Raw genomic sequence first — 24,487 nt, forward strand, 5'->3', positions numbered from 1 at the left:
CACCGCCGACGCAGTCGGCCCACTACCGAGCGCAGTGTGGGAGGGGACTCTGCATCGGCACTTGTGCCTGGCTGTTCTCGACCATCCCGCTCCGCTGACAGTTGAGGAACTTGCATCGGGGCTTGAGCGGTTTCCGCTCTCTACCGGACGACCTGATCGACACCGGCGTCCTCGCGACCAACGACCAACCGTGAAAGTGCAGGTAGAGGCCCTGGAAGCGGGCTGTCTGCGAGCTCGCCTGGCTCCCGAGTCAGTCACGGACGAAAGGGCTGTCCAGCTCCTGTGGGCGAAGGCCGTTGCCTATCTGACAGGCGCAGATGAGACCGGAAGGCCGTGCTGGACATGCTGATCGATCTCCACCGCGCAGATCGCACCCGGCTCTTCGACCTACGCGCCGAGCAGCGAGAGGCCCAAGATTGTGGCGGCCTCACGCGTGTCAACGGCCCACTATCAGGCCGAAAGCAGACGAAGCGTCACGCATGCTCAATACGAGAGTTTGAGCCACCAAGGTTGGCTCAACAGCACTCCAGGCCGAGGAGCGACGAGGCAGCGGATTCTCGTCGAACGAACACGCAGAGTGACTTCACTTGCTGCGACTTGGTGACCACACTTGGCTTGGGTCAAGATCATTGCCCCAGATCTGCCCCACGGGCCGTATCGGCTGCCTCAAGGCAGCGTGAATAGGCCGCTGACCTGCACAGATAGCCTCCGTCGAATGCGTGACCTCTTCGGCAGGCCCGAACAGTCAGAAGAGGTCACTATCCGTTTAATAGTGACCTATGACCTGCGGGAACGTGGGCGATACTGGGTTCGAACCAGTGACCTCTTCGGTGTGAACACGACCGATCATGCCCAGACTACATGGCCTTCCCCCATCACCGCAGGTCAGACGTGGTCCTTGAGCGCGACAGAGCGCACCTCAAGGAAGATCAAGTCCGTTGCGATCTCCCGCTATCAACACCTCGAGTCCTGACGACAGAAGTAGCGCTCAGTAGTCGCTCATAGGGCCCATCTAAACTCTGCCGCTCCCGCAGGATCCCCGGCGCGGCAGTCCTTGCACGTGCTAAGGCCGTCGCTACATGGTCGCAAGCCTCCGCCAACTTGACCTTAGTCTCGCAACTCGGGCAAGAACTCCACCATGACCGGACATCGGCGGGCACGTTGATAGTGAGGACTTCCACGCAGCGCAGCCAGCAGAACCAACACACTGAAATTTCCATGAGGCTCTGAGCCGAACTGCAGCGGTTGATCTGAAGCAGCGTCCCCCACGGAGGAGCCCGCCACTTGCCCTGACGCCGAGCGTGCGGCCGGCTGCGAGGGGAGATTCACCCAGGCGAGGCATCGGGTCTCTTTGTTGGTGACGACGACTTGCTGGAACTCAGCCGGCTCGACCAGGCCAGGCCCCCATTTGACCACATCCTGATAGACATCATCGGATACGATCAGAGCAAGTTCACCGGACTCGAATGATGCCCGAAAAGCAGGAGCGTTCAGCAACCTGAAAAGATGATTGAGGTCCTTCCCGACGAACCCCTCCTGGTCACGGTAGACGTATCCTTCATGCACGGCCATACGCAGTCTTAACTGATTGTCCGGATGAAGCGTCTTGTTGACCTTGCGCAGCCCGGTACGGACGAGAGACATCAAGGGATCTACCAAGGTGTGAACGCCGAAGCCTATCGGGGCGAGCAGGAAGAACCCGTCCCCACGATCCTCTTGATGGCATTCCACCCGAGAGAGGTGAACCGCCGCAGTGGCATGCTGAACGATGCGGTACATCGCTTCACGCATCTGCTGCAGGACGTCGGGATCCTGATTGCGAGCGAACTCCACAATGTCGAACGCGACCATCGCACGATGCTGTGCTTCGCGCGAATCTTGTGCGAAGCCAGGGATGGACACCGCGGGCTCGCCGCCCGGCAAGTCTTCGTCAGATCGGCTCTCGATCGCACCCACCACCCTTGGTGAGATTCTCAGTGAGTGCAACTCGCGCCATAGTGGCATACCAAAACGGCCCCGCAACTGCGAACAACAAAAATGATGTATTGGAACGCTCTGAACAGACAATCGCACCATTCAAGGACGTCATCTCCACCAAACGGGCACCGCCCAGAACGTTCTGATCTTGTGAGAGTCATCAGATGCCCTGGTCAAGTTGGGGTTGTGGAGCCAGTCTCCGCATCCAGTAGCGGGGAAGGCATGTGTTCCAGCTCGCTGAACGCCTGCGAGAAGTGGGCGGGACCTTAGCAGTGGTGGTTGGTCACGATGCCTGACGTGGGCATCGTGATCCCATACCCGCTGGCCGCCCGGCGGCCGACGGGCGCGCGAATGATGGCGCCGCAGCGCAGGCGCCGCGGTGGCCGGCGCCCGGACTGCAAGTCCGCTAGGCCTGGTCCGGTTATGAAGTAACTCGTTGATGTAACAGGCAGCACCGGCGTCGACCGCTCGCTGCGCAGCGGGTCAGGGCAAGGCGGTCCGGGTGTGCTGGTCGGGCGTGGTGGGGCTTTTCGATCAGCCCGGTGACGTCTGCTCGCAGCCGATCTCTGCCGGGCGGCGCCCTCGCGTTGTTCTAGGTGCGTCGAAACTCGGCTGGGACGTACGGTCGAGCGGCCTGGCCAGAGCGGCTCGTCGTGCCGCCAGAGCGGCTCGTCGTGCCGCCAGCGCGGGGCCCACGGGGTCGCATGGTGGGGGTGAAGGTGCGGGTGACGCGGCGGGTCATGTCGACCGTCATCCCCCAGTCGACGCGGGACTCTGCGGTGGCCGGCAACCGTTCGTCGCCGCAGACCACGCGCCGGTGTCGCATCAGCGTGCCGTAGACACGTCCGGCGATCCACCGCTTGGGCAGCGGCGCGCCCCCTTCACGTCCGGGTCGCGGTGCACGGTCCGCACGCCGATCCCCCGATCTCGTGTTCGTGGTCGGCGACGGTGTTCTGGAAGCCAGCGTGCACCCATGGGACGACAGGGAGTGTTTATGCAGGTCAGGGGGCGGGGAGTACCGCACAGGTAGATGATCATGGCCGCCGCCATTTCCTGAGGGGTTGCACGCGTGGACGAGTTGTTGCCGAGCGGCGGTCGTCGGTGACGAGCGTGGTCGTGCACGACATGACGGTGCCGTGGACATCGGTCGACCCCGCGCTGCACATGACGGTGGAGCGGTGGCCGTTCTTCGGCGTCGAGACCGTCGTCGGCCGCTTGCGCAACGACGGCGGCACGACCAGGGCCGCCGAGTTCGTGCCCTCGGTCCCGCTCGACCTGACGGAGTTCAACGAACTGCGGCTGTGGGTCCAGGCCGACCGCACGGCGGTCGGGTCGGACCGGCTGCCCTACTACGTGGCGCTGGCATATCAGGACGCCGCTGACGGGCCCGCCGACCGGCACCGGTGGTATCTGCCGGTGAACGCGCCCGGCGGCTGGGAGCAGCGCCGGATCGGCATTGAAGGGGACCGGCGCAGTGCCGTTCGGCGGTTCGCGCTGGAGCCCCTTGGTCCGGCGCCGTTCACCATCCGGCTCACTCCGCTCCTCGCCGTGCGGGAGGAAATGCTGGTCGACGTCGAGCACGCGCTGCGGGAGTCGCTCGCCGGGCTGAAGCCGCCCGGGTTGACCAATGTGCCGGTCGCGTCGGCGGTAAGCGCCGGAGCCACCGAAGTGCCAGTGCGAGCGCTGGGTTTCGCGGCGGGCAACCGGATCCGGCTGGACGAGGGGACCGCCGGCAGCGAGGTGCACGATGTGCTCAGGGCGGTGGCCGACCGCACGGCGGGGCGGACCACGCTCACCCTGGCCAGGCCGCTCGCCGGCTCGTTCGCGCAGGACGACGGTACGGTCACGGTCCTGGTTCCGGTGACGGACGAGCCGGTGACGCCGCGCATCGTCCTGACGCCGCTCGATGTGCGAGAGGATCCGACCCGGTCGTGGCAGGTCGACCAGCGTGACAGCTTCCGGCCACGTGGTGCCATCACGGTGTGCAGCGTCCGCCCAGCTGCCCGCGCCTACCAGGCCGATTACCAGGTCGAGGTGGTCGCGACGCGGGACCGGGCCGCCCTCGTTGGAACGGTGGTGCGACGGTTGTCGGCCGACCGCGCTCTGTGGATCGACGGAACCCCGGCTCCGGTGTGGATCGTTCAGGCGCCGCCGCTGCTGGAACGGAACTCGGGAGGTCCGGCCCCCGTGTACGTGCGGGTGGGCGCGCGCACCGAGGTGGCGGCCCGGCGCGAGACCTCGTGCGTGGCGCGAGTCGAATCCCGGGCCGGGCAGCCGGGGAGCTCCACCGCGGACGACGGGGGGACCGTGGACCGGCCATGACGACGTACTCGGTCGAGATGGAAGGGCTCGCGGGAGCCCAGTGTGAACGGCGGCCTGCTCGTGCCGAACGGCGAGACGATCACCTGATCGGCCTCGTCGAGCCGCCCACGGTGACGACCGAAGGGGCGGCATGACATGTCCTTGAACGTAGGCGTGAATGTCGTCGAGTCGGACGGCACCGCGGTGCCGGCGATCGCCGCGGCGCCGACCTCGGTGGCCGCGTTCGTCGGGCCGACCGAGCGCGGGCCGCTCGACCAGCCGGTGCGACTGACCAACCCGGCACAGTTCCGCGATCGGTTCGGCGACGGCGCCGGGCTGCTCGGCTACGTGCTGGACGGCTTCTTCCGGAACGGCGGCGGGACGGCCTACGTCAGCCGGGTGGCCAGCGCGGGCAGCGTCCCAGCGGCGCTGACCCTGGTCAACCGGCAGCAAACGGCCGCTCCGGCGCTACGCCTCGTCGCCGGATACCGGGGCCGTCCGGATCCTGGCGGGTGGGGGGAACGGCTCCTGGTCGACGTGTCGGACGATCCGCGGGCCGATACCAGGCTCGCCGCTGACACCGCCGCGAACGCCAAGAGCGCACGGCTGGCGTCGCTGGCCGGCATCGGCGTCGGATCGGTGCTGCGCTTCTCCGACGGCTCCTCGCCCCCCGCGTATCGCAGGGTGACCTCGGTCGACCCGGTCACCCGCACAGTCGGCTGGGTGGACGCGCTCCCCGGGGCACTGCCGTCGGCCACGACCGCCGTGAGCACGGCCGAGTTCCAGCTCACGGTGCGCCACCACCCCGACCCGGCGATACCCGCCGCCGTGGTCGAGACCTGGCGCCACCTCAGCATGGAGCAGGATTCGGCCGACTACATCGCGGGCCGGCTCAACCACACCTTCAGCGGTTCGCGGTACCTCGTGGTCACCGACCTGACCGCGTCCGCTCCGGTGGGCGACCGGCTGCCGGCGATCGTCGCGGGCCGGGGGTTGGAGGGCGGCATCGACGTCGCGCCCGCCGCGGCGGACCTCATCGGCGACGCCGCGGCCCGGACGGGGCTGGCCGCCCTCGACACCGTCGCGGTCCAACTGATCGCCGTGCCCGACGCGCACGGTCTCGCCGATCCGGCCCGCGACGAGGTCGTACGGGCCGCGCTGGACTACTGCGCGGGGCGCGGCGACGCCACCTTCGTGGGGTCGGCGCCCGACCGCGGACGCCGGGACAGGGTGAGCGTCGCCCGCGCGCCCGCCGACTACGCCCAAGCTGAGAACGAGTACGCCCAGACGGCCGCCGACTATGCCTCCCGGTTCCAGGGCGGCAAGGTGTACGGCGCGCTTTACGCCCCGTGGATCCAAGTGGCCGACCCGGTCGCGGCGACGCCGTCGTCCACCCGGTTCGTACCACCCGATGGCCACGTCATGGGGGTGTATGCGCGGACCGATGTCGAACGCGGTATCTGGAAAGCCCCCGCAGGCACGGCGGCGCAGGTGCGCGGCGCCCTTGACGTCGCCGCGCGGTTCACCGACGCTCAGCACACCGATCTGGTGCGGGTCAGCGGGGTCAACGGGATCCGGCCGCTGCGCGGCAGCGGGATCGTGGTGGCGGCGTCGCGCACGCTGTCCACCGACACCCTATGGCTGTTCGTCAGCGTCCGGCTGCTGTTCAACTTCGTCAAAGCGTCGCTGCGGGACGGGCTCCGGTCCGTCCCGCAGCAGCCGCACACCGAGCAGTTGCGCCGGTCGGTCCGGACGAACCTGATCACGCCGTTCCTCATGGGCCTGTGGCGGCGGGGGGCGTTCGGCGGCGATCCCCCGGAGCAAACCTTCACCGTCAAGTGCGACGCGGAGAACAACCCGCCGAGCGAGGTCGACCTCGGCAACTTCCGGGTGGACGTCTCCTTCTATCCCGTACGGCCCGCCGAGACCGTGGTCATCGTGGTCGGCCAGCAACCTGGCGGCGGGTCCGCCGTGGAGAGGTAGGGGGCGGCGATGGCCTTCGACATAGGTGTCAACGTTGTCGAGACCGACGGACCGGCCGCCCCCGCCATCGCGTCCGCGCCGGTCTCGGTCACGGGCTTCCTGCTGCGCACCGAGCGCGGGGTTCGTGACGTGCCCATCGCCCTGCACAGCATGGGCGACTACACCGCCGCGTTCGGGGGGTTCGTCCCTGGGGCCTACGGGCCGCACGCAGTGCGCGGATTCTTCGACAACGGCGGCGCTGCCGCATACGCGGTGCGCGTCGTCGATCGGGAGCACGCTCTCGCCGCCCAGGTGATGCTGGCCGACCGCAAGGGCGTGGACACGCTCGCGGTGACCGCCGGCGCACGCGGCCGTGAGGACCCGGGCGCCTGGGGGAACACGCTGTCGGTGCGCATCGCCGACCATCCCCGGGCGGTCGTCGCGGTGCCCGCCCAGGTCGCCGGGGCCGCCACGGAGCCGTTCGCGCTCAGCGACGGCCAGGTGCTGGACATCAAGGTCAACGGGGTCGCCACGGCCGTCCCGGTCGCCTTCCGCACGACCGACTTCGCTCACCCCGGCGCGGGCACGGCGGCGGAGGTGGCCGCCGTGGTGGCGCGGCAGGCGCTGAGCGTGCGGGCCGCGGCCACCCCGGACGGTCGGGTCCTGCTGGCGAGCGCGACGGCCGGCCCGGCGTCGCGGCTGGAGCTCGCCGGGTCCGCGGCCGCCGTTCTCGGATTCACCGACGGAGCCGCCAACACCGACCGCGCCCTCGCCGACGTCACGCTGGCGGCCGTGGCCGCGGTCGGGGGCCTGTCAGCGGACTCGGCGGTGCTGATCGAGAGCCGTGCCCGCGTGGTCGGCACCAGGGCGCCCGCCCAGACCATCCCGGCCGGGTCGGCGATCAACGTGGCGGTCGACGGCGACGCCCCGGTGACGATCGCCTTCCGTGCGGCCGACTTCCCGAACGGGCTCGACACTGTGGCACCCGCGGACCTCGTCGCCGCCGTCGACCAGCAGCTCCCGACCGGCACGGCCGCTCTGGACGCGACCGGCCGGCTGGTCGTGATGTCGAACTCCTACGGGCCGGGCTCCAAGATCGCGGTCACCCCCGGCGGGGTGGACGCGACCGCCGCGCTCGGCCTGACCGGTTCGACCCCGGTGCCCGGGACGGCACAGCGGCGCACCCTCACCGCAGTGGCCGAGCAGGCGAGGTACGTCACCTGGGACGAGGCGCTGCCGGCCACCGGGATTCCGGCGAACGCCTCCCGGATCCGGTCGGCCGAGTTCGACCTGGTCGTGAGCCGCGGCGGCGTCGAGGTCGAGCGGTTCGAGTCGCTGTCCATGCAGGACGAGGCGGCGCACTACGCCGTCAACGTGGTGAACGACCAGACCGCCGGTTCACGGTTCGTCATGCTGACCGACCGGCGCAGCGCCTCGGGGCCGGTGGACGACCTGCCCGCGCCGGGCGTCTTCCAGGTCGGCGCCACCCGGGCGGGCGACGACGGCCGGCCGCCGAGCGAGCTCGACTTCATCGGGGACCCGGCCGCCCGTACCGGGCTCTACGCCTTCGACACCGTGGACGTCCAGCTCCTGGCCTGCCCAGATTCCACCGCGGCCGGGGTGGTCGGGGCGTGCCTCGGCTATGCCGAGCGGCGCGGCGACCTGATGTACGTGGGCTCGCCGCCGCTCGACCTCGACCTGGAGGGGATCAAGGCGTACGCGGCGCCGTTGCGCGGCAGGAAGGTCTTCGGTGCGCTCTACGCGCCGTGGATCGAGGTCGTCAACCCGCTCGACCTCACCGGCGACGTGCCGCGGCTGTGGATCCCCCCGGTCGGGCACGTCCTCGGCGTGTACGCCCGGACGGCCGAGGAGCGCGGGGTCTGGAAGGCCCCCGCGGGCGCGGACGCCGGGCTGGCCTCGGCGCTGGGCGTCCGCTTCGACATGACCGACGCCGACCACACCGACCTGGTCAAGGACGGCGGGGTGAACGGGATCCGGGCGGTGCCCGGTCTGGGGATCGTGGTGGACGCCTCGCGGACGCTGTCCACCGACACCCGATGGCTGTACGTCAACGTCCGGCGGCTGTTCAACTTCGTCAAGGCGTCGCTTCGCGACGGCCTCGGCTGGGTGGCGCAGGAGCCGAACTCGGCCGACCTGCGGCGCCGGGTCCGGCTCAACGTGGTGACCCCGTTCCTGCTCGGGCTGTGGCGGCAGGGCGCCTTCGGCTCCGACCCGCCCGGGCAGACCTTCACCGTCAAGTGCGATGAGGAGAACAACCCTCCTGCCGAGGTGACGCTGGGCAACTTCCGGATCGACGTGCTGTTCTATCCGGTCCGGCCCGCCGAGACGATCATCGTCACCGTCGGCCAGCAGGACACCGGCGCGGCCGCCGGCGAGGCGTGAGAGAGGAGAGACGACGTGGCCGAGTTGACGTTCAACGAGTCCTACCGCACCCACGGCTTCCTGTTGGAGATCGCGGGCACGGCCTGCCCGGTGACCAAGGTGACCGGGCTCAGCGAGGGCTCCACCGACACCGTCGAGCAACCGGTGGGCGGCTCGCCCGTGGTGCTCAAGATCTCCAGCGGGGTCGTCAAGTTCGACACCCTGGTGATCGAGCGCAACATGGACGGCAGCCCGTTCGACCGGCTGTTCCAGGACTGGTTCAAGGAGATGTTCGCGCTGAACGGGCCGAGCGGAGGATCGTCGGTGCGCCGCAACGGCGCCGTGATCAAGTTGGAGAACGGCCAGGAGGTGATCCGGTTCGCGTTCTACGAGGGCTGGATCAAGTCCTCCAAGTTCGCCGATCTGGAGGCCGGCTCGACCAACCTCTTCAAGCAGACGGTGGAGATCGAGCACAACGGGCTGGAGCGGGTGTCATGACCGCGCCCGCCCGCCCGCGCGAGTTCGAGTTCGAGCTGCCGGTCGGCTTCGAGGACGCCGACGGGCAGATCCATCGGACCGCGGTGCTGCGCAAGATGACCGGCCGCGACGAGGCCGTGCTGGCCGATCGCCGGCACCGGGCCAACGGCGCGCGGATGATCTCAGAGCTGCTCGGCAACTGCCTGGTCCGGCTGGGCACGCTCGACGCGCCGGGCCTCCGGGTCGCGCAGGGCCTGTACTCGGCCGACCGGCAGTTCCTGCTGATCCGGCTGCGTGAGATCACCTTCGGCGCCGAGATGAAGGCGAGCTACTCGTGCGGCGCCTGCCGCGAGGCGACGATCCTCGTCGAGGACCTCTCGGAGCTCGAGGTGGTCCGGCTCGGCTCCGACGAGGTGCCCGGCGACGTGACGGTGAAGCTGGAGGACGGGTACGTCGACCGCCTGGGCGAGCGCTACGACGTCCTGGTGTTCCGCTACCCCACCGGCCTCGACGAGGAACGCGTGGCCGGCGCCATCAAGGAGAACCCCTCTCAAGGCAAGAACGCCCTGCTGGCGCGCTGCCTGAAGGAGATGGGCGACATGCCTCGCCCGAAGCTGGAGGCCCTCGGCACGGCCGTCTTCAAGGACATGACGCTGTCGGACCGAGGCCTGATCGACCAGGCCCTCAACACCGGCGGACCGGGCATCGACCTGCGCCGCTCGGTGAGCTGCGCCGGCTGCGGCCGCGAGTACACGGCATCCCTGGACATGTCGAATTTCTTGGCGGCTTCGTAGGAGAGGAGGACAGGCTGCGCCGGGAGGTGTTCTTCCTGGCCTACCACCTGAACTGGGGAGTCGAGGAGATTCTCGGGCTCTCCACCGAGGAGCGATGGCACTACCTGCGGCAACTGACCGAGCAGCTCGAAAGCGAGCAGGACGCGATCGAGGCGGCGAAGCGGAGATGAGGAGGGGCGGTGAACCTGGAGCAGGTCGTGGCGATGCTGGACCAGATCCACACGGCCCTGCGCGACTCCGGCATGGCCGCCGGAGACGTCCTGCACTCGCTCGTCCAGGTCCGCGACGCCCTCGACTACAGCGCCAGGGGGTACGCCACCACCATCAACGAGCGGATCGTGACCATCATGACCCCCGCGGAGGGTGAGGCGCTCAGATTCTCCCGGGTGGTGGACGTAGTCGCCCGCCGAGTGGGTGAGATCGACGTCCACATCGAGGAGAAGACCGGCTCGCTGGAGCGGGCGTTCCCGACCATCGCCGCGGCCTACCGCAAGGGGCAGGAGAACCTGCAACTGCTCAAGGACCTGGTGAACGGCGCGACCGGGCAGGTGCGCAACATCTGGAAGTTCTCTGGGGCGTCGATCCAGGAGTCGTCCGCCTTCCTGGAGACGCGGCTGACCGAGTGGGCCATCCACCTGCGGGACAAGTTCGGCGCGACCGAGTCGGAGATCAGACGCGCGGTGGAGAGCATCCGGCTCGAGGACGCGTTCGGTGCGGCGATCGAATTCACCTGGGAAGCGAAGGGGCCGATCTCCGCCAAGGCGTTGGAGGCGGCCAGCCGTAGCCCCGACTTCCGGCCCGCCATGGAGGTGCTGTTCGGCCCGGCCGGTAAGCTCGCCGACGCGGCGCACGACGCGGCCCTGGGCGCCAACCTGCACAACGCCGGAGAGACGTTCGAGAAGAAGGTCGAGGACAGCGTCACCGCCGCCCTCGACGAGGCCGGCACCAAGGCGTCGGCGCACGCCGCCAAGTCCCTCGGCGAGCAGGTCGCCTCCGGCGTCAACGCCCTCGGCGCGGCGCTGACGGCGGTGCCGCAGTTCTACGACTCGGTGACCAAGCTGGGCGAGGCGTGGGACAGGCCCCTCAGGTCCACCAAGGACTACATGGACCTGCTCACCGCCGGCGGCGCGGTGGTGAGCCAGGCGGGGCAGGTGCTCCAGACCCTCTCCGGGATCACCCAGATCGCCACCGCGGCCCAGGCGGTGTTCAACGCGGTCATGGCGATGAACCCGATCGTCCTCGTGGTCATCGCCGTGGTCGCGCTGATCGCCGCGATCGCCCTTCTGATCGTCTACTGGGACCAGGTCAAGGCGGCGCTGCGCGACAACCCCTGGCTGGCCGTGATCGCGGTCATGCTCGGTGTCATCGGCGTCATCGTCGTGATCATCGCGTACTGGGACGAGATCAAGCTCGCGGTGCTGATCGCGGCCAACTTCGTCGCCGTCCAGGCGAAGCAGATCGGGCAGTACCTCCTCGGGATCGGCACCGTCGCGGGGCAGGTCTGGGACTGGATCACCGCCACCGCGGAGAATGCCGGCATCGCGTTGATCAACGCGTTCGTCACCGCGGGCACCGCGATACAGAACTACTTCATCGGTCTGATCAACACGCTGCTGGAGGCGTACAACGCGTTCGCCGCCAGCGCCGCGGGCCAGGCTGCCGGGATGACCAAGGCGGCCCTGCTGCCCAAGGTCGATGTGCAGGCCCGCCTGATCCCGCCCAAGGAGGTGCCGCAGATCAACGTGGCCGCCGCCTTCACTCCCACCCCGGTCACCGGAGGCCTGGAGGGTCAAATCGCCGCGCAGGAGGCGGCCGTCGCCAAGGGCCGGCAGGAGGACGAGGACCGCCGGGCCAAGCAGGCCGCCGGAGCCCAGTCCGCCGTGCCACCGGGAGCTCCCGGCGCTCCCCCGACGCTGGGTGCCGCAGGCCCACAGGCCCCGGCGGCCCCGGGCGCGCCCGAGCCACCAGGCCGACCCGCGCTTCCCCCCGGCCCCCCTGCGCCTCCCCCGGCCGCGGCGCCCGCCGACCAGTCCGTCCGGGTGGAGGGCGGGATCACCGTGAACATCAACGCCGAACGCCTGGAGGCCGACGCGGCCACGCTGCTGTCCGACGAGATCGTCCGGGCGATCCAGGAACGGCTCGGCGCGCTCCGCTCCGAGCAGGACTTCCGCACCGGCAGCCGTGCCCCGGCGCCGGCCTGAGGAGAGGAGGACCGATGCACACCCTGCGCGAGCCGGACCGCGGCTTCCTGGTCGGGCTCATCCCCGACCCCGGAGTCCCCGACGTGGTGATCGAGTTCCAGTACAACCCCACACAGCTCGGCGACCGGCGCGCGGTCGGCTACGCCACGGTCAACGCCCCTGGCCAACTTCTCCCCCTGCGCCAATACACCCAGGGCGGCGACCGCACGATCACCTTCACCGTCCGGGTGGACGGCCTCTGTACCGGACCGGCCGACGGCCGCATCCCGATCAGCAGGAGCGAGGACGGCGGCATCACCCCGGAGCTGAACAAGTACCGCGCCCTGGTGTGGCCGCGCAGCCGCTCTTGGACGGACGCAGGCGGCACGTTCACCGGCCTGTACGGGCCCGGTGATGGGTTCGCCTCCCCGCCGGACTGCGTCTTCGGCTTCGGCGACCGGATCATCGACTGCGTGGTCACCGAGGTCGGGATCACCGAGTTGCTGTTCACCCCCGGGCTCGCGCCGCTGCGCGCCGACGTCGCCGTCACCCTCGTCGAGCGGATGCCGGACGAGGGCGTCCCCACCGCGCCGTTGCCTGGAGGCGGCTGATGCCACCGAGCCCCGAATCCAGATACGCGGGCCTGCCGATCCTGACCGTCACGGCGCCGGACGGCACGCCCCGCCGGGTGGTCGCGCTGCGGCTGACCCGGCCACGGGCCGCCGCGACCCGCCGGCACCGGGTGGTCCAGGGGGAAGGCCTGGACCTGCTGGCCCGCCGGTTCTACGGCAGCGAGGGGCTGTGGTGGCGGATCCTGGACGCCAACCCGCTGCTCTTCCCGCTCGACGTCACGGCCGGGGACGTGCTCGACCTGCCCGAGCCCGGCCCCGCCACCCGCGTCACCCGGGCCAGGGGGTTCTAGCGATGGACGTGCGGGTGCCGTACCTGAACGTACGGCTTGAGGGGCAGGACGTCACCGACTGGGTCACCTCGGTCTCGGTGACGGAGGACGACCGGCAGGCCGACAACGTCACCATCGCCGTCTCCGATCCCGCGCTGGTCTACGCCGACGGGCTGTTCGAGGGCAGCCAGGCCGAGGTGGACCTCGGGTACGCCGAGCCCGGCCAGCACGCCCTGCTGATCCGGGCCATGATCACCAAGGTGGAGGTCGGCTACCCCGACACCGGCGTGCCCACGGTCTCGCTCAAGGGCGAGGACAAGTCGATCGAGATGGGCCTGGTCGAGCGCAAGAAGGTGTGGCGCGACCGCACCGTCACCGACATCGTCCGGGCGGTGGCCGCGCCGTACGGCTTCGCCCGGGTGGAGGCGACGCTCAGCCCCGACCCGACGGTGAGGAGCAAGCCGATCAGCCAGGACGGCAAGACCGACCTGGCCTTTCTCCAGGAGCTCGCGCAGACCTACCACGCCAAGTGCTTCGTCGAGCTCGACGAGAACGACCAGGAGGTCCTGTACTTCATGCCCGAGCGGCGCGTGGTGACGCTGCGCCGACCCGACACGCTCGTCCTGCGCTTCCGCGACGGGCCGGGCAGCAACCTGGTGAGCTTCTCGCCCGCGTTCGACAGCGGCTACATCGACCGGCTCAAGGAGATCACCGACGTCGACAAGCAGGGCAGGCAGGTGGGTTCCACGCCCAAAGAGCCGGTCGAGGTGGTGGTCTGGGAACTGGACGAGGGGCGGCTCGCGCGGGTCGGTCCCGCCGACCGCGAGCGGCTGCGGGTGCTGTACGCCCGCGGCGTGGCGCGCAAGCGCGACCTCCAGCGCAAGCTCTCGGCGCGGCGGCCGGCCGTCGGCCTGGTGGTCGCCGACCAGGGCGAGCTGGAGGCGACCGACGACTCGCTGGAGTCCCAGCGGCTCGGCATGTCGGCCGCCGGCAGCACCGCGGGCACGATCTGGCTGCGCGCCAAGTCCGCGGTCGTCGTGCAGGGGGTCAACGACCGGTTCAACGGCCGGTGGTACGTCTCCTCGGTCACCCACAAAGTCGACGGCGGCGGCTACCGGACCGACTTCAAGTGCGTGCGATAGGGGACCGCCATGCCAGGACAGTACTTCGGGAAGTACACCGGGATCGTCAAGGACAACCGGGACGCCGAGGGCCTCGGGCAGGTCAAGGTCAGCGTGCCGTCGATGTTCCCGCCGGACGAGCTGATGACCGCGCGGCCGGCGCTGCCGTACGGCTACTTCTTCGTCCCGGACAACGGCGCCAAGGTCTGGGTCGAGTTCGAGGGCGGCGATCCGGGGCTGGTGTTGTGGACGGGCGTGCAGTACGTGGCGGGCGAGTGGCCTGCCGACGCCAAGGCCGACCCGCCGCGCCGCCGCGTCGTCCGCTCAGCGGCGGGGCACGTGCTGGTGTTCGAGGACGTCCCGGGCGCCGAGAAGGTGCGGCTGGCCGAGGGCGCGCACGGGCACGAGCTCACCCTCGACGCGAGCGGCATCACCCTGCGGCACGGGGCCGGCGGCCACAGCATCATCGTCGACGAGGCGGGGATCCGGCTGCGGACCGCGGGCGGCGCCGAGCTCTCGCTCACCGCGTCCGGGATCGTCGTGGACGCCGGTCCGGGCGTGACCGAGGTCAAGGGCTCGCTGGTCAAGCTCGGCCCCGGCACGGCGCCGGTGATCCGGGTCGGCGACTCCGGGATCGGCAACCTCGGCGCCCCGGTGGTCATGACCGTCACCACCAACTCCCAGGTGCTGGCGTGAGGGGCCGGCGATGACCGACCGGCTGATGGGGCCGGCGTTCCCGTTCCGGATCGAGTCCGGCGGGGTGGCCCGCGCAGTGGACCAGGACAAGGTCGAGGCCGATCTGCGACACCTGCTGCTCGGCCGGGAGGGGGAACGCGTCATGCTGCGCGACTACGGCACCACGGTGGCCACGCGGCTCCAGGACCCGGCTTCGGCGGACCTCGCACCCCTGCTGCGCCGCGACATCGAGCGGGCGCTGAGCCGGTACATGCCCGAGGTCCGGTTGACCGCGCCGATCCGTGTCGCGGTGGCCGAGGACCGGCTGACCATCGCGATCGAGTACGCGGCCCGACCGCAGGACGTGATCCGGCGGCTCGAACTGGAGCTCCCGTGACCGCCGCCAGCCCGTCGGCGGGCCAGGCACCGATCGACTACACCGGTGTCGGGTACGAGGCGCTGCGCGCCTCGATGCTGGAGCTGGCCCGCCGCCGCCTGCCGGAGTGGACGGACCACAGCGAGGGCGACCTCGGCGTGGTGCTCATCGAGCTGTTCGCGCACGCCGCCGACCTCGTGCTCTACTACCAGACCCGGATCGCCGCGAACCTGCTGCCGGAGACCTCGGACGAGCCGGACGCGCTGGTCCAGCTCCTACGGCTGATCGGCTACGAACTGGCGCCCCCGATGCCGGCCTCGGCGGACCTGGAGATCGCGTTCGACGCCGGAGTGTCCCCGCCCGTCACGCTTCCGGCCGGGACCGCGTTCACGGTCGCCGCGCCCGGCGGCCGGCAGCTTCGCTTCGAGACGCCCGCCGAGGTGATCGTCGACCGGCTGGCCCCGCCCGGCACCGACGGGCTGCGCCGTTTCCACCCGCTGCCGGTCGTCGAGGGCACGACGGTGGTGGACGACCCGGTCGGGGTGTCCGACGGCAGCGCCAACCAGCTCCTCGGGCTGCGCCAGGGGCCGGTGATCCGCGGCTCGATCTCGGTCACGGTGACCGAGCCGGGTGGGCCCACGCAGTGGATCGAGGTGCCCAGCCTGGCCGCCAGCACCCCGGTGGACCGGCACTTCGTGAGCCGCCGCGACGCCTCCGGCGGCGCCGAGATCCGCTTCGGCGACGGCGTCAACGGGATGGCGCCGCCGTCCTCCGGGCCGGCCGGTCCCGTCCTCATCACCGCCCGCTACCGGATCGGCGGCGGCCGGGCCGGCAACGTCGACGCCGGGACGGCGTTCGTCCCGGTCGGCCAGGAGATCAGGACTGCGACCAACCCGGCGGCGGCCGCGGGCGGCGCCGAGGCCGAGGACCTGGAGCGCGCCCGTACGCTGGCGCCCCGGCTCTACCGCGGCCAGGACCGTGCCGTGACGCTGGACGACCACGCCGACATCGCCCGGCTCGTGCCCGGCGTGGGCAAGGTCAAGCCGGTCTCGGCGAGCTGGAACGAGGTGAGGCTGTACCTGGCCCCGGCGGGCCGGGTGGCCGCGCCGTCGGAGACGCTGCGCCGGGATGTGCTGGCCCATTTCGAGCGCTACCGGATGGCCACCGAGCTGGTGACCGTCGTCGGCCCGGCCGAAGCCGACATCTACCTGGCCGCGCGGATCTGGGCTCAGCCGTACTTCACCCAGGCGGCGGTGCGGCGCGCGGTGGAGGACGCGATCGGCGGCTACCTCGGCTTCGAGCAGGTCGACTTCGGCCAGAAGATCTTCCTGAGCCGGATCTACGACCTGCTTCAGGACCTGGAGCAGGTCGCGTCGCTGACCGTGGTGAAGTTCGGCCGCGACCCCGCGCTGCCCGCCGACATCGTGGCGCATCCGCAGGTGGCGGCTTCCGGGATCATCGAACTCGCGCCCCAGGAGCTGCCCCGGCCGGGCTACCGGGACAACCCGCCCGCGACAGCCGGATTCGACCTGTCCGGCCGACCGCCCATCGTCACGATCATCGAGGGCGGCGTGCCGTGAGGACCGTGACGGCCGTCCGCGCCACGCCCTGGCTGGAGGGCGGACGGATCGACCTGACCTGGCGCAACCCGTCCTCGGCCGAGTTCGCGGGGCGGCCGCCGCTGACCGGCGTCCGGGTGGTGCGCCGCGAGCGCACGTTCCCCCTCGCCCCGGACGACGGCCATGTGGTCTACGACGGACCGGTGGTGGACCGGGTATCCGACCAGGCCGCCCGGCCGCTGGTCACGCACTACTACACCGTCTTCACCCGCGACGACGCCTCGCCTCCCGTGCATCGCGCGGACGCCGCGTCGCGGGCGAGCGCCTTCGCCACGGCCGACCACGACATCCCGGCCCGGCTCTACCGCATGCTGCCCGCCGCCTACCAGCGCGCCGACCTGCCCGCGCCGGGCCAGCTCGCCCGCTTCATCTCCGCCGCGGCGGCCCCGCTGAACCTGGCCCGCAGCACCGCGGAGGGCCTGCGGGCGCTGCACGACGCCGAGAGCGCACCACCGGACTTCCTCGGCCCGCTGGCCCGCTGGCTCGGCTGGGAGCCGGACCGGACGCTGCCGGTCTCGGCGCAGCGCAACGAGATCACCGCCGCCCCCCACCTGTACCGCAGCGTCGGCACCGTGCCCGGGCTCCGGGCCATCGTGGTCCGCTACACCGGCTGGGACGTACGGGTGGCCGAAATGGCCCAGTCGATCGTCCGGGCGAACCAGGCACCGCAGTTCAATGTGTTCGCGCTGACCGATCCGGATGCCGAGCCCGCGCTGGTGACGCTGGAGGGCGCCGCGGGCGGGCGGCTCAGCGCCTTCCCCGGCTCGGGCGGCGTCCTCCGCCTCTTCTATGAGGCCGACCGCACGGTGCGCGTCAAGACCTGCCGCGCCGATGGCGGCTGGGGCGATTCGTCCCCGGTGCCCACCGGCTCGCCCGCCGGCGGACCGGCCGGAGCCGAACTCCCCGACGGCCGGATCTTCCTGGCCTGGCTGGACGCCCCGGACACCGGCGCGACCCGGCTGCGCTTCGCCCTCGCCACCGGTACCCGACCGGCCCCGGCCCGACTGCGCACCGGCCACGCGGCACCCTTCGCGCTCTGGCCGGGCGCGCGGCTGGTGGTCCGGGTCGACGGCCGCCGGCAGGGCGTGATCTTCACTGCGGCCGACTTCGCCGACCCGGCGAACGCCACCGCGGCAGAGGTCGTCGCGGTGCTGAACGGGCGCCTGACCGGCGTTGCCGCGACCGCGGAGCCAGACGGCACCGTCATGCTCGCGACCGCCGCGGCCGGCGGCGACCGGCGGCTGGTGGTGGAGACGGCCGCCTCGGACGCGGCCGGAGCGCTCGGCTGGACGGGCGCCGACGTCACAGCGCCCGGCGACCCCGGCGACCGGCTCGACTGGACGCCGCCGAGCGAGGTGCCGGGGGTACCACCGGGCCGCCTCGCCGACCCGTACGCCGTGGTCGACGGGCCGTCCCACGTGCGGCTCTTCTGGTCCGCGCACGACGGAACGCGGTGGACCGTGATGGCCGCGCGGTGGACCGGACGCGGCTGGGAGGCCCCGCAGCCGCTCGCGACCGAGGGCGGCGGCAACCGCGAACCCGCCGCGATCCGGGTGGACGCCTCGCTCTGGCTCGTCTGGTCGCGCCTGCACGGCGGAGCGGCGGACGTACGGACGCTGGTCCGGCGGACCCTGGACTTGACCACCGGTGTCTGGAGCGCGGAGACCCAGGTAACCAGCGTCCCCACCGCGCTGGATCGCTGCGCCGACCGGGAGCCCGCACCGATCGCCGCACCCGGCGGGGTGCGGGTGCTGTTCCGGTCCGACCGCGGCGGCGGTGCCGACCTGTGGTCGGTCGACCTCGCCGCGACCGGCGGCGCGCCGTCCGAACCGGTGCAGGTGCTCACCGGTCCCGCCGCTGATCAGGCCCCGGCCCCGGTCACATCCCCGTCCGGAACGCCCTGGGTGCTGTTCCGCAGCGACCGCGGCGTCGACGTCGGCGCGCGGGCGAGCCCGCCCCCCGGCACTGGAACGCTGCGACGGTTCGCCGGCGGCACCACCGTCGTCCTCGGCGACGCCGCCCGCATCGGCCGGCGCCGGCAGTGGGACGACCAGCTCTGCTACACGCCCTGCAAGCCGTCCGCCGGCGACCGCCTGGACGACGAGGACCTGTACACCCGGGGCACCGTCGCCCTGTTCCTGAGTCCGCTGTTGCCCGAGGCGCCGCTCTCCACGCAGATCGAGGACCGGCTGCGTCCCCTGCTCGAGCGCTTCCTGCCGATCAATGTCCGCGCCGTGCTCGTCTTCGCCCCACGGGTCTACGCCGAGAGCGTCTACCCGGCCGGCACCGGCATCGAGGAGCGCTACCAGGACGTGTATCCGTTCATCGAGGGCTACACCGGGCCGGCCGACAGCACCGCGGCGGCGCTGCCCGACTGGTCGTTCCTGCTCACGAACACCCTCGGTCATGTGGCGGCCGACCCGGCCGTCCCCACCACCCTGCGGCGGCGGGCCTGGTACCCGCCGCCGAGCTGAGCCTGGAGGCACGGTGATCGCCGGCTACTACCGAGACGTGCTGCTGGACCGCGGCGGCCGAGTCACCTGGGCGGACCGCGTGCGCAAGAACGTGGTCGTGGCCGACTGCCGGCGGCTGCTGACCGGCTTCCTGCACGGGTCCGGCACCGCGGCCGCGGGCATCACCGGTCTGCAGGTCGGCAAGGGCGACCCGGCCTGGGACTTGCCCGCGGGTCCACCGCCGGTCACGGCGAGCCAGGCCGCGCTGGTCGACCGGCACCCCTTCACCGTGCCGCGTACGTCGCTGCGGATCGACTACCTCACCGGCTCCACGGTGACGGCCGCACCGACGAACAAGCTGCAGATCGTGGCGACCCTCGGCCCCGGCGTGCCGGACTGGCCGGACACCGACCACACCGACGCCACGCTGCGCGAGTTCGGCCTGGTCGGCGCATTGGACGGGGCCACCGTACTGATCGACTACGTGATCCATCCGGCGATCCCCCGGGATCGGACGAGCACGCTCCAGCGCACCATCTGGCTGGTCCTCTAGGCGGGAGTCCCCATGGCAGTGATCTCGAACGACACCTTCGACCCGCTGCGGCGCTACGTACGGGTCAGGCTCCAGCAGGGCGTGCCGATCGTGGACGCCGATGTCAACGAACGCGAGGACATCGCGAAGTTCGAGCTGCGGGCGTTTCTGAAGTGGTTCGTGGGCGACGGCGTGCCGGAGGGCAACGACGGGTTCCGGATCGCCGGTACCGGCACCGCCGACGACTTCGAGATCCGGGCCGGGGTGACCGGTGCGGTGGACCCGCTGCGCCGGATCGGCCGCTGCCTGGTGGACGGTCTCGACGTGATGATCGAGAGGACCCTCACCTTCACCGGTCAGCGCCTGCACGCGTCGCACGGCGCGGCGGCGGACGCGGAGGCGGTCCGGCTCGGCGTCCCCAAGATCACCGCTCTGCCCGGCGGGCCCGGGCCGGTGCTGGTCTTCCTCGACGTCTGGGAACGGCTGGTCACCCCGGCCGAGAACCCCGACCTGGTCCTCGGCGCCCTCGGCACCGAGAGCTGCGCCCGGATCAAGCGTGAATGGGCGGTGCGGGCCCGGACCGGCACCGCACCACCGGTCCAGGGCGATCCCGACTACGTCTCCGGGCACTCGTACGCGTCGCTGGCGGCGATCGCACGGCGCGCCGGGGACCCGGCGGTCCGTCCCGGCGACGTCACGGACCTGCGCCGCCGGCGGCTGCTCGTCCCGCCCGCCACGCTGATCGAGGACGTGTTCGGCACCGCCCCCGAGGATTACGCGGCCGGCCGGAGCAGGCCGCCGATCAGCCTGCGCGGGGCGGTCAACGCGTTGCTGCGCGGTGAGCTGCCGACCACCCCGGACACCCCGCTGGACACGTCCCCGGCGCTCGACGTCATACATCGGGCCTTCTTCACCGACACCACGGGCGGGCTCGTGGCGTTCTGGTACAGCGACCGGACCGCGAGCGTGGAGCAGGTGTTCACCGCCCGGATGAGCCTGGCGAACGTGGAGTCCGGCTTCACCTCGCCGCCCCTCCAGGTGACGTCGGGCGCGGCCCACCTCGTTCCGCACGCCGCGCCGACGCCGACCGGCGACATGCTCGTGGCCTACCAGACGGGCAGCGGGACGAACGCCGACATCATGATGAAGCAGGCGCCGCCGGCCGCCCTGCCGACGGCGGCGGAGATCACGGTGGCGGCGACCGCCGGATCCGCCGAGACCGCCCCGTTCGTCGTGGTCACCGGAGACCTGGCCACCGTCTTCTTCCACCTCTCGAACGCCACGGTGAACAAGTGGCAGTACCGGCGGTGGCGGCTGAGTACCGGTGCGTGGGTCGACGCGGCGGGGGCGGTCGAACTGTCGGCGGTCACGAGCACCGCGCCGGACTCGTTCCACGCGGCCCTCACCCCGGCGAACACGATCTGGGCGGTGTTCAGGGCGGGCAACGATCTGAACGTGCTGAAGTTCGATCCCGCCACCGGCACCGTCTCCAACCAGAGCACGCTGGACTCGGGCAACACCGACCAGCAGCCCTTCCTGCTCGCCACCCGGAGCGGCGAGGTGTGGGCGTTCTGGTCGACCACCGCGGGCCTGTACGCCGACCGGTTCCGCTCCGGCGCGTGGGAGACCGCGCAGCAACTGCCCGGCACGAGCGGCACCGACCGGCAGCCGTGCGCGGTGGAGGACGCCGACGGCGGGATCTGGATCTTCTGGACGCAGGGCGGCATCGGCTCCGGCGACCTGAACGCGATGCGCCGCGATCCCAGTCGGCGGCGCGAGCCGCCCGGCAGCGCGTGGGGCGAGGCACGCAGGCTCACTGCGGCGGTCGGGGACGACAGCTCGCCGCACGCGCTCGTCGCGCCGGACGGCGCGATCTGGATCTTCTGGTCCACCGACCGCGACGGAAACCTCAACACCTATTACAAGCGGCTGTTCACGGCCATTTAGTCCACCTGGGGGATGATCATGACGTACCTGGCCCGACAGGTCTGTTCGGCGGATTATCGGATCGGCTTTCCGGCCATACTGTTCAGCCCGGACGGCCGGTGGGCGGTCACACCCATCCAGGTATTCGACACGACGACCGGGCGCCCGCGCTGCACCCTGCGGGGCTCGAAGGCCGTTGCGCTCAGCCCGGACGGCTCCTGGGTGGCGACGGCGGCGGACTGGCAGGGGAACAACTCGGTGGTGATGTTCGACGCCGCAACCGGTGGGGTGCGGTGGGAGGTGGAGAGCAGCGAGACGGTCTACGACGTGGAGTGGAGCCCGGACGGCCGGTTGCTGGCCGCCGTCTCGGACTCGGTGGTGCGGGTGTTCGACTCTGGCACGGGCGCCGTCCGCGTCCGGTGCCAGGGCCCGGCTTCGATGATCAACTTCTCCTGGAGCCCCGACGGCACCCGGATCGCGGTCGGGCGCCACCTCCCCCACCAGACGGGCGGCGTAACGATCTTTGACGCGTCGACCGGCACGCCGCGGGCCGACGCCGACCTCGGCACCTGGGCCAACGTGACGGACTGGAGCCCAGACCAACGGCTGGTGGGCGCGGGTGGCGGCAATGGCATCGCGGTCCTCCTCGACGCCGCCACCGGGACGCAAAAGCGGCGGCTGATCGAGCCCGCCGACATAGGGGCCCAGATCTGGGACCTCCAGTTCGACAGAACCGGCACGCGGGTCGTCACCGCCGCCGCAAACGGCCTTGTGCGAATTTTCGACGTCGCGACGGGTGCCCAACGCGTCGTATACCAGCACGACAACGAGTGCTACGCCGCACGGTTCAGCCCGGACTCGCGGTGGGTGGCCACCTCCGCGGGCAGCAAAGCGGTGGTGATCGACACCGCGACCGGGGCCGAGCGGTGCACGATGCACCGAGGGGCAACAGTTTCGGTGATGTTCAGCCCGGACGGTTCGCGAGTCTCCGTCGGGACGGGGTTTCGCGCCCGGATCTTCGACCCCGCAGCCCATCAGGAGCGGCTGCGGCTGCCGCACAACCAGGCGGTCAACGCCGTCGCCACCGCGCCGGACGGGCGTTGGATCGCGACCGGGGGCGCCGACGGAACGGCGCGCGTGCTCGACGCCCGAACCGGGGCCGAGCGGTGCAAACTCGTGCATGAAGGTCCGGTGCGGAGCGTCGTCTTCGGGCCGGACGGCCAGTGGGTGGCGACGGCGAGCGACGACCACACCGCCCGAGTGTTCGACGCCGCCACCGGAACTCCTCGCGCCCGGTTCCCGCACGACGGGACGGTACTCACCGTGGTCGTCAGCCGGGACGGCACGCTGCTGGCCACCGGTAGCGAGGACGCCACTTTGCGGGTGTTCGACACCGCCGCCATGACGCAACGCTTCCGCCGCGTGCACGGTGGCGTCGTGAACGACGTGACGATCAGCCGAGATGGCGAACTGATCGCCACCGCCTGCGCCGACGGCACCGCCCGGGTGTTCACCACGCAGGCCGGCGGCGGGCAGGCGGAGTTCTTCCACGGCGGGCCGGTGTCCGCGGTGTCGTTCACCCCGGACGCCTCGGCCCTGGCGACCGCGTGCAGCGACGGCTTCGCCCGACTCTTCGACCTCGGCACGGGCGCAGAGCGGCTGCGGCTGGAACACCTGACCGACTCCTACGATCCCCAGCACGTCGCGGTGGACGCGGTCGCGGTCAGCCCGACCGGCACGGTGCTGGCGACCACCGCAGCGGACAACCATCTGCGGCTGTTCACGCTGCCGACCGGCACACTGCGCGCCACCGCGCGCCACTGGTCCCGGATCCGGCCGATCGTCTTCAACGCCGACGGCACCCTGCTGGCCGCGGCCTGCGACGACAAAACCGGCTCGGTATACGACGCCGCCACCGGAAGTCAACGCGCGCTGCTCACGCATGACGACGCCGTACGGTCGATCGCGTTCGCACCGGACGCCACCTGGTTCGTCACCGGCTCAGCCGACAAGACCGCACTGGTGGCCGACATCGGCTAAGCGCCCGCCACTGGACGACAAGACCCGGCAGAGCAACAGCCTAAGACGATCTGCTTCTCGGTGGTGGTTCGGGACGTCAGCAGGCAGGAGACGTTCACCTACGAAGGACGTGCAGTGCTGATCCCATCACGACGCAAGACGCGGCTGAACCGCCACGCTGCGGCTCGCCCAACTCGTCCTCCAGAGTTTGTCTCATGGGGTTGCGAATCTTTTGCGGGATGAGCGGGGTCGTGTGATCGGATCTTGCGTTGCGGCTGCTGCGGGGATTAGTTGTGGAAGCTAGCCGAGCCACTGATACCGGCGTTCAAGCCACGGCGGCAGGATGGCGGAACGGCAGCGGTGAACGATCGGGCGGTGTTCACCGCGCTCGTGTCTAGCGGATGTGCGTGGCGGCGTCTGCCTGCGGAGTTCGACCACTCAGAGTAACTATGGCAGCGGGGTTCTGCTGAACACAGTTGGGGTGGGGTAAGGTCCGTGCCCCAAATCTGCCCCAAGGGCCGCACCACGCTCACACAGAGCCCAGCAACGGTCCTGTGACCTGCGGTAACGCCTCTGCGGGAACTTGTGACCTCTTCGGCAGGGGCTGGATGCGCGAAGAGGCATGCTCTCGGTGAGAGCATGCCTCTGATCTGGGGTTTTGTGGGCGATACTGGGTTCGAACCAGTGACCTCTTCGGTGTGAACACGACCGATCACCCCCAGAAGGCAGGGCTCCAGATATAACCGCAGGTCAGGCGTAGTAGTTCAGCACAGCACAGCGCACCTCGAAGAA

The 24,487-nt window shown here is 70.9% G+C and carries 19 protein-coding genes; 18 read left to right on the forward strand and 1 reads right to left on the reverse strand.

The features are described 5' to 3' along the window. Positions 1 to 1,107: 1,107 nt before the first annotated feature. A complete protein-coding gene (locus amrb99_RS29545) occupies positions 1,108 to 1,956 on the reverse strand; it encodes a hypothetical protein (RefSeq protein ID WP_190862164.1) in 849 nt (282 codons plus the stop codon). A gap of 1,131 nt (positions 1,957 to 3,087) precedes the next feature. Between amrb99_RS29545 and amrb99_RS29550 the strand changes: the two genes are divergently transcribed. From amrb99_RS29550 to amrb99_RS29635, 18 genes are read left to right on the forward strand one after another with little or no spacing between them, the layout of a single operon-like run. Continuing rightward, the gene (locus amrb99_RS29550) at positions 3,088 to 4,299 is read left to right on the forward strand and encodes a hypothetical protein (RefSeq protein WP_190862166.1); all 1,212 of its coding nucleotides are present in this window, start codon (positions 3,088 to 3,090) and stop codon (positions 4,297 to 4,299) included. Then, positions 4,296 to 4,433: a hypothetical protein gene (locus amrb99_RS29555; RefSeq protein ID WP_190862168.1), complete on the forward strand. Its 138-nt coding sequence runs from the start codon at positions 4,296 to 4,298 to the stop codon at positions 4,431 to 4,433. The genes amrb99_RS29550 and amrb99_RS29555 overlap by 4 nt, the downstream gene beginning before the upstream one ends. A gap of 1 nt (position 4,434) precedes the next feature. Next, a complete protein-coding gene (locus amrb99_RS29560; protein ID WP_190862170.1) occupies positions 4,435 to 6,261 on the forward strand; it encodes a phage tail sheath subtilisin-like domain-containing protein in 1,827 nt (608 codons plus the stop codon). Between the two features lie 9 nt (positions 6,262 to 6,270). Further along, on the forward strand, positions 6,271 to 8,643 hold the full coding sequence (locus amrb99_RS29565) for a phage tail sheath C-terminal domain-containing protein (RefSeq protein WP_190862173.1): 2,373 nt from the start codon (positions 6,271 to 6,273) through the stop codon (positions 8,641 to 8,643). Between the two features lie 15 nt (positions 8,644 to 8,658). Continuing rightward, positions 8,659 to 9,120: a phage tail protein gene (locus amrb99_RS29570; protein WP_190862175.1), complete on the forward strand. Its 462-nt coding sequence runs from the start codon at positions 8,659 to 8,661 to the stop codon at positions 9,118 to 9,120. Beyond that, the gene (locus amrb99_RS29575; protein WP_190862177.1) at positions 9,117 to 9,893 is read left to right on the forward strand and encodes a hypothetical protein; all 777 of its coding nucleotides are present in this window, start codon (positions 9,117 to 9,119) and stop codon (positions 9,891 to 9,893) included. The genes amrb99_RS29570 and amrb99_RS29575 overlap by 4 nt, the downstream gene beginning before the upstream one ends. Positions 9,894 to 9,919: 26 nt before the next feature. Then, positions 9,920 to 10,063: a hypothetical protein gene (locus tag amrb99_RS29580; protein WP_194737304.1), complete on the forward strand. Its 144-nt coding sequence runs from the start codon at positions 9,920 to 9,922 to the stop codon at positions 10,061 to 10,063. Between the two features lie 9 nt (positions 10,064 to 10,072). After that, positions 10,073 to 12,094, forward strand: coding sequence for a hypothetical protein (locus amrb99_RS29585; RefSeq protein WP_190862179.1), 2,022 nt, complete (start codon positions 10,073 to 10,075; stop codon positions 12,092 to 12,094). Positions 12,095 to 12,108: 14 nt separating this feature from the next. Next, positions 12,109 to 12,684: a hypothetical protein gene (locus amrb99_RS29590; protein WP_190862181.1), complete on the forward strand. Its 576-nt coding sequence runs from the start codon at positions 12,109 to 12,111 to the stop codon at positions 12,682 to 12,684. Next, positions 12,684 to 12,995 carry a tail protein X gene (locus amrb99_RS29595; RefSeq protein WP_190862183.1) on the forward strand — a complete coding sequence of 104 codons (312 nt, stop codon included), beginning with the start codon at positions 12,684 to 12,686 and terminating at the stop codon, positions 12,993 to 12,995. The genes amrb99_RS29590 and amrb99_RS29595 overlap by 1 nt, the downstream gene beginning before the upstream one ends. A gap of 2 nt (positions 12,996 to 12,997) precedes the next feature. Next, entirely contained in the window at positions 12,998 to 14,116 is a 1,119-nt protein-coding gene (locus amrb99_RS29600) for a contractile injection system protein, VgrG/Pvc8 family (RefSeq protein WP_190862185.1), read from the forward strand. A gap of 9 nt (positions 14,117 to 14,125) precedes the next feature. Then, positions 14,126 to 14,791, forward strand: coding sequence for a phage baseplate assembly protein V (locus amrb99_RS29605; protein ID WP_190862187.1), 666 nt, complete (start codon positions 14,126 to 14,128; stop codon positions 14,789 to 14,791). 10 nt (positions 14,792 to 14,801) lie between these two features. Continuing rightward, entirely contained in the window at positions 14,802 to 15,167 is a 366-nt protein-coding gene (locus amrb99_RS29610; RefSeq protein ID WP_190862189.1) for a GPW/gp25 family protein, read from the forward strand. Continuing rightward, positions 15,164 to 16,726, forward strand: a complete 1,563-nt coding sequence (locus amrb99_RS53365) for a baseplate J/gp47 family protein (protein ID WP_190862191.1) — start codon at positions 15,164 to 15,166, stop codon at positions 16,724 to 16,726. Before amrb99_RS29610 ends, amrb99_RS53365 begins: the two co-directional genes overlap by 4 nt. Beyond that, positions 16,723 to 19,239, forward strand: a complete 2,517-nt coding sequence (locus amrb99_RS29620) for a phage tail protein (protein ID WP_190862194.1) — start codon at positions 16,723 to 16,725, stop codon at positions 19,237 to 19,239. The genes amrb99_RS53365 and amrb99_RS29620 overlap by 4 nt, the downstream gene beginning before the upstream one ends. Positions 19,240 to 19,252: 13 nt before the next feature. Continuing rightward, complete coding sequence (locus amrb99_RS29625; RefSeq protein ID WP_190862197.1) at positions 19,253 to 19,771, forward strand: hypothetical protein; 519 nt, start codon at positions 19,253 to 19,255, stop codon at positions 19,769 to 19,771. 12 nt (positions 19,772 to 19,783) lie between these two features. Next, a complete protein-coding gene (locus amrb99_RS29630; RefSeq protein ID WP_190862200.1) occupies positions 19,784 to 21,697 on the forward strand; it encodes a DUF6519 domain-containing protein in 1,914 nt (637 codons plus the stop codon). Positions 21,698 to 21,715: 18 nt separating this feature from the next. Beyond that, entirely contained in the window at positions 21,716 to 23,716 is a 2,001-nt protein-coding gene (locus amrb99_RS29635; RefSeq protein WP_190862204.1) for a WD40 repeat domain-containing protein, read from the forward strand. Positions 23,717 to 24,487 lie beyond the last annotated feature (771 nt).

The sequence above is a fragment of the Actinomadura sp. RB99 genome (genome assembly GCF_014706005.1).
Classification (GTDB): domain Bacteria; phylum Actinomycetota; class Actinomycetes; order Streptosporangiales; family Streptosporangiaceae; genus Spirillospora.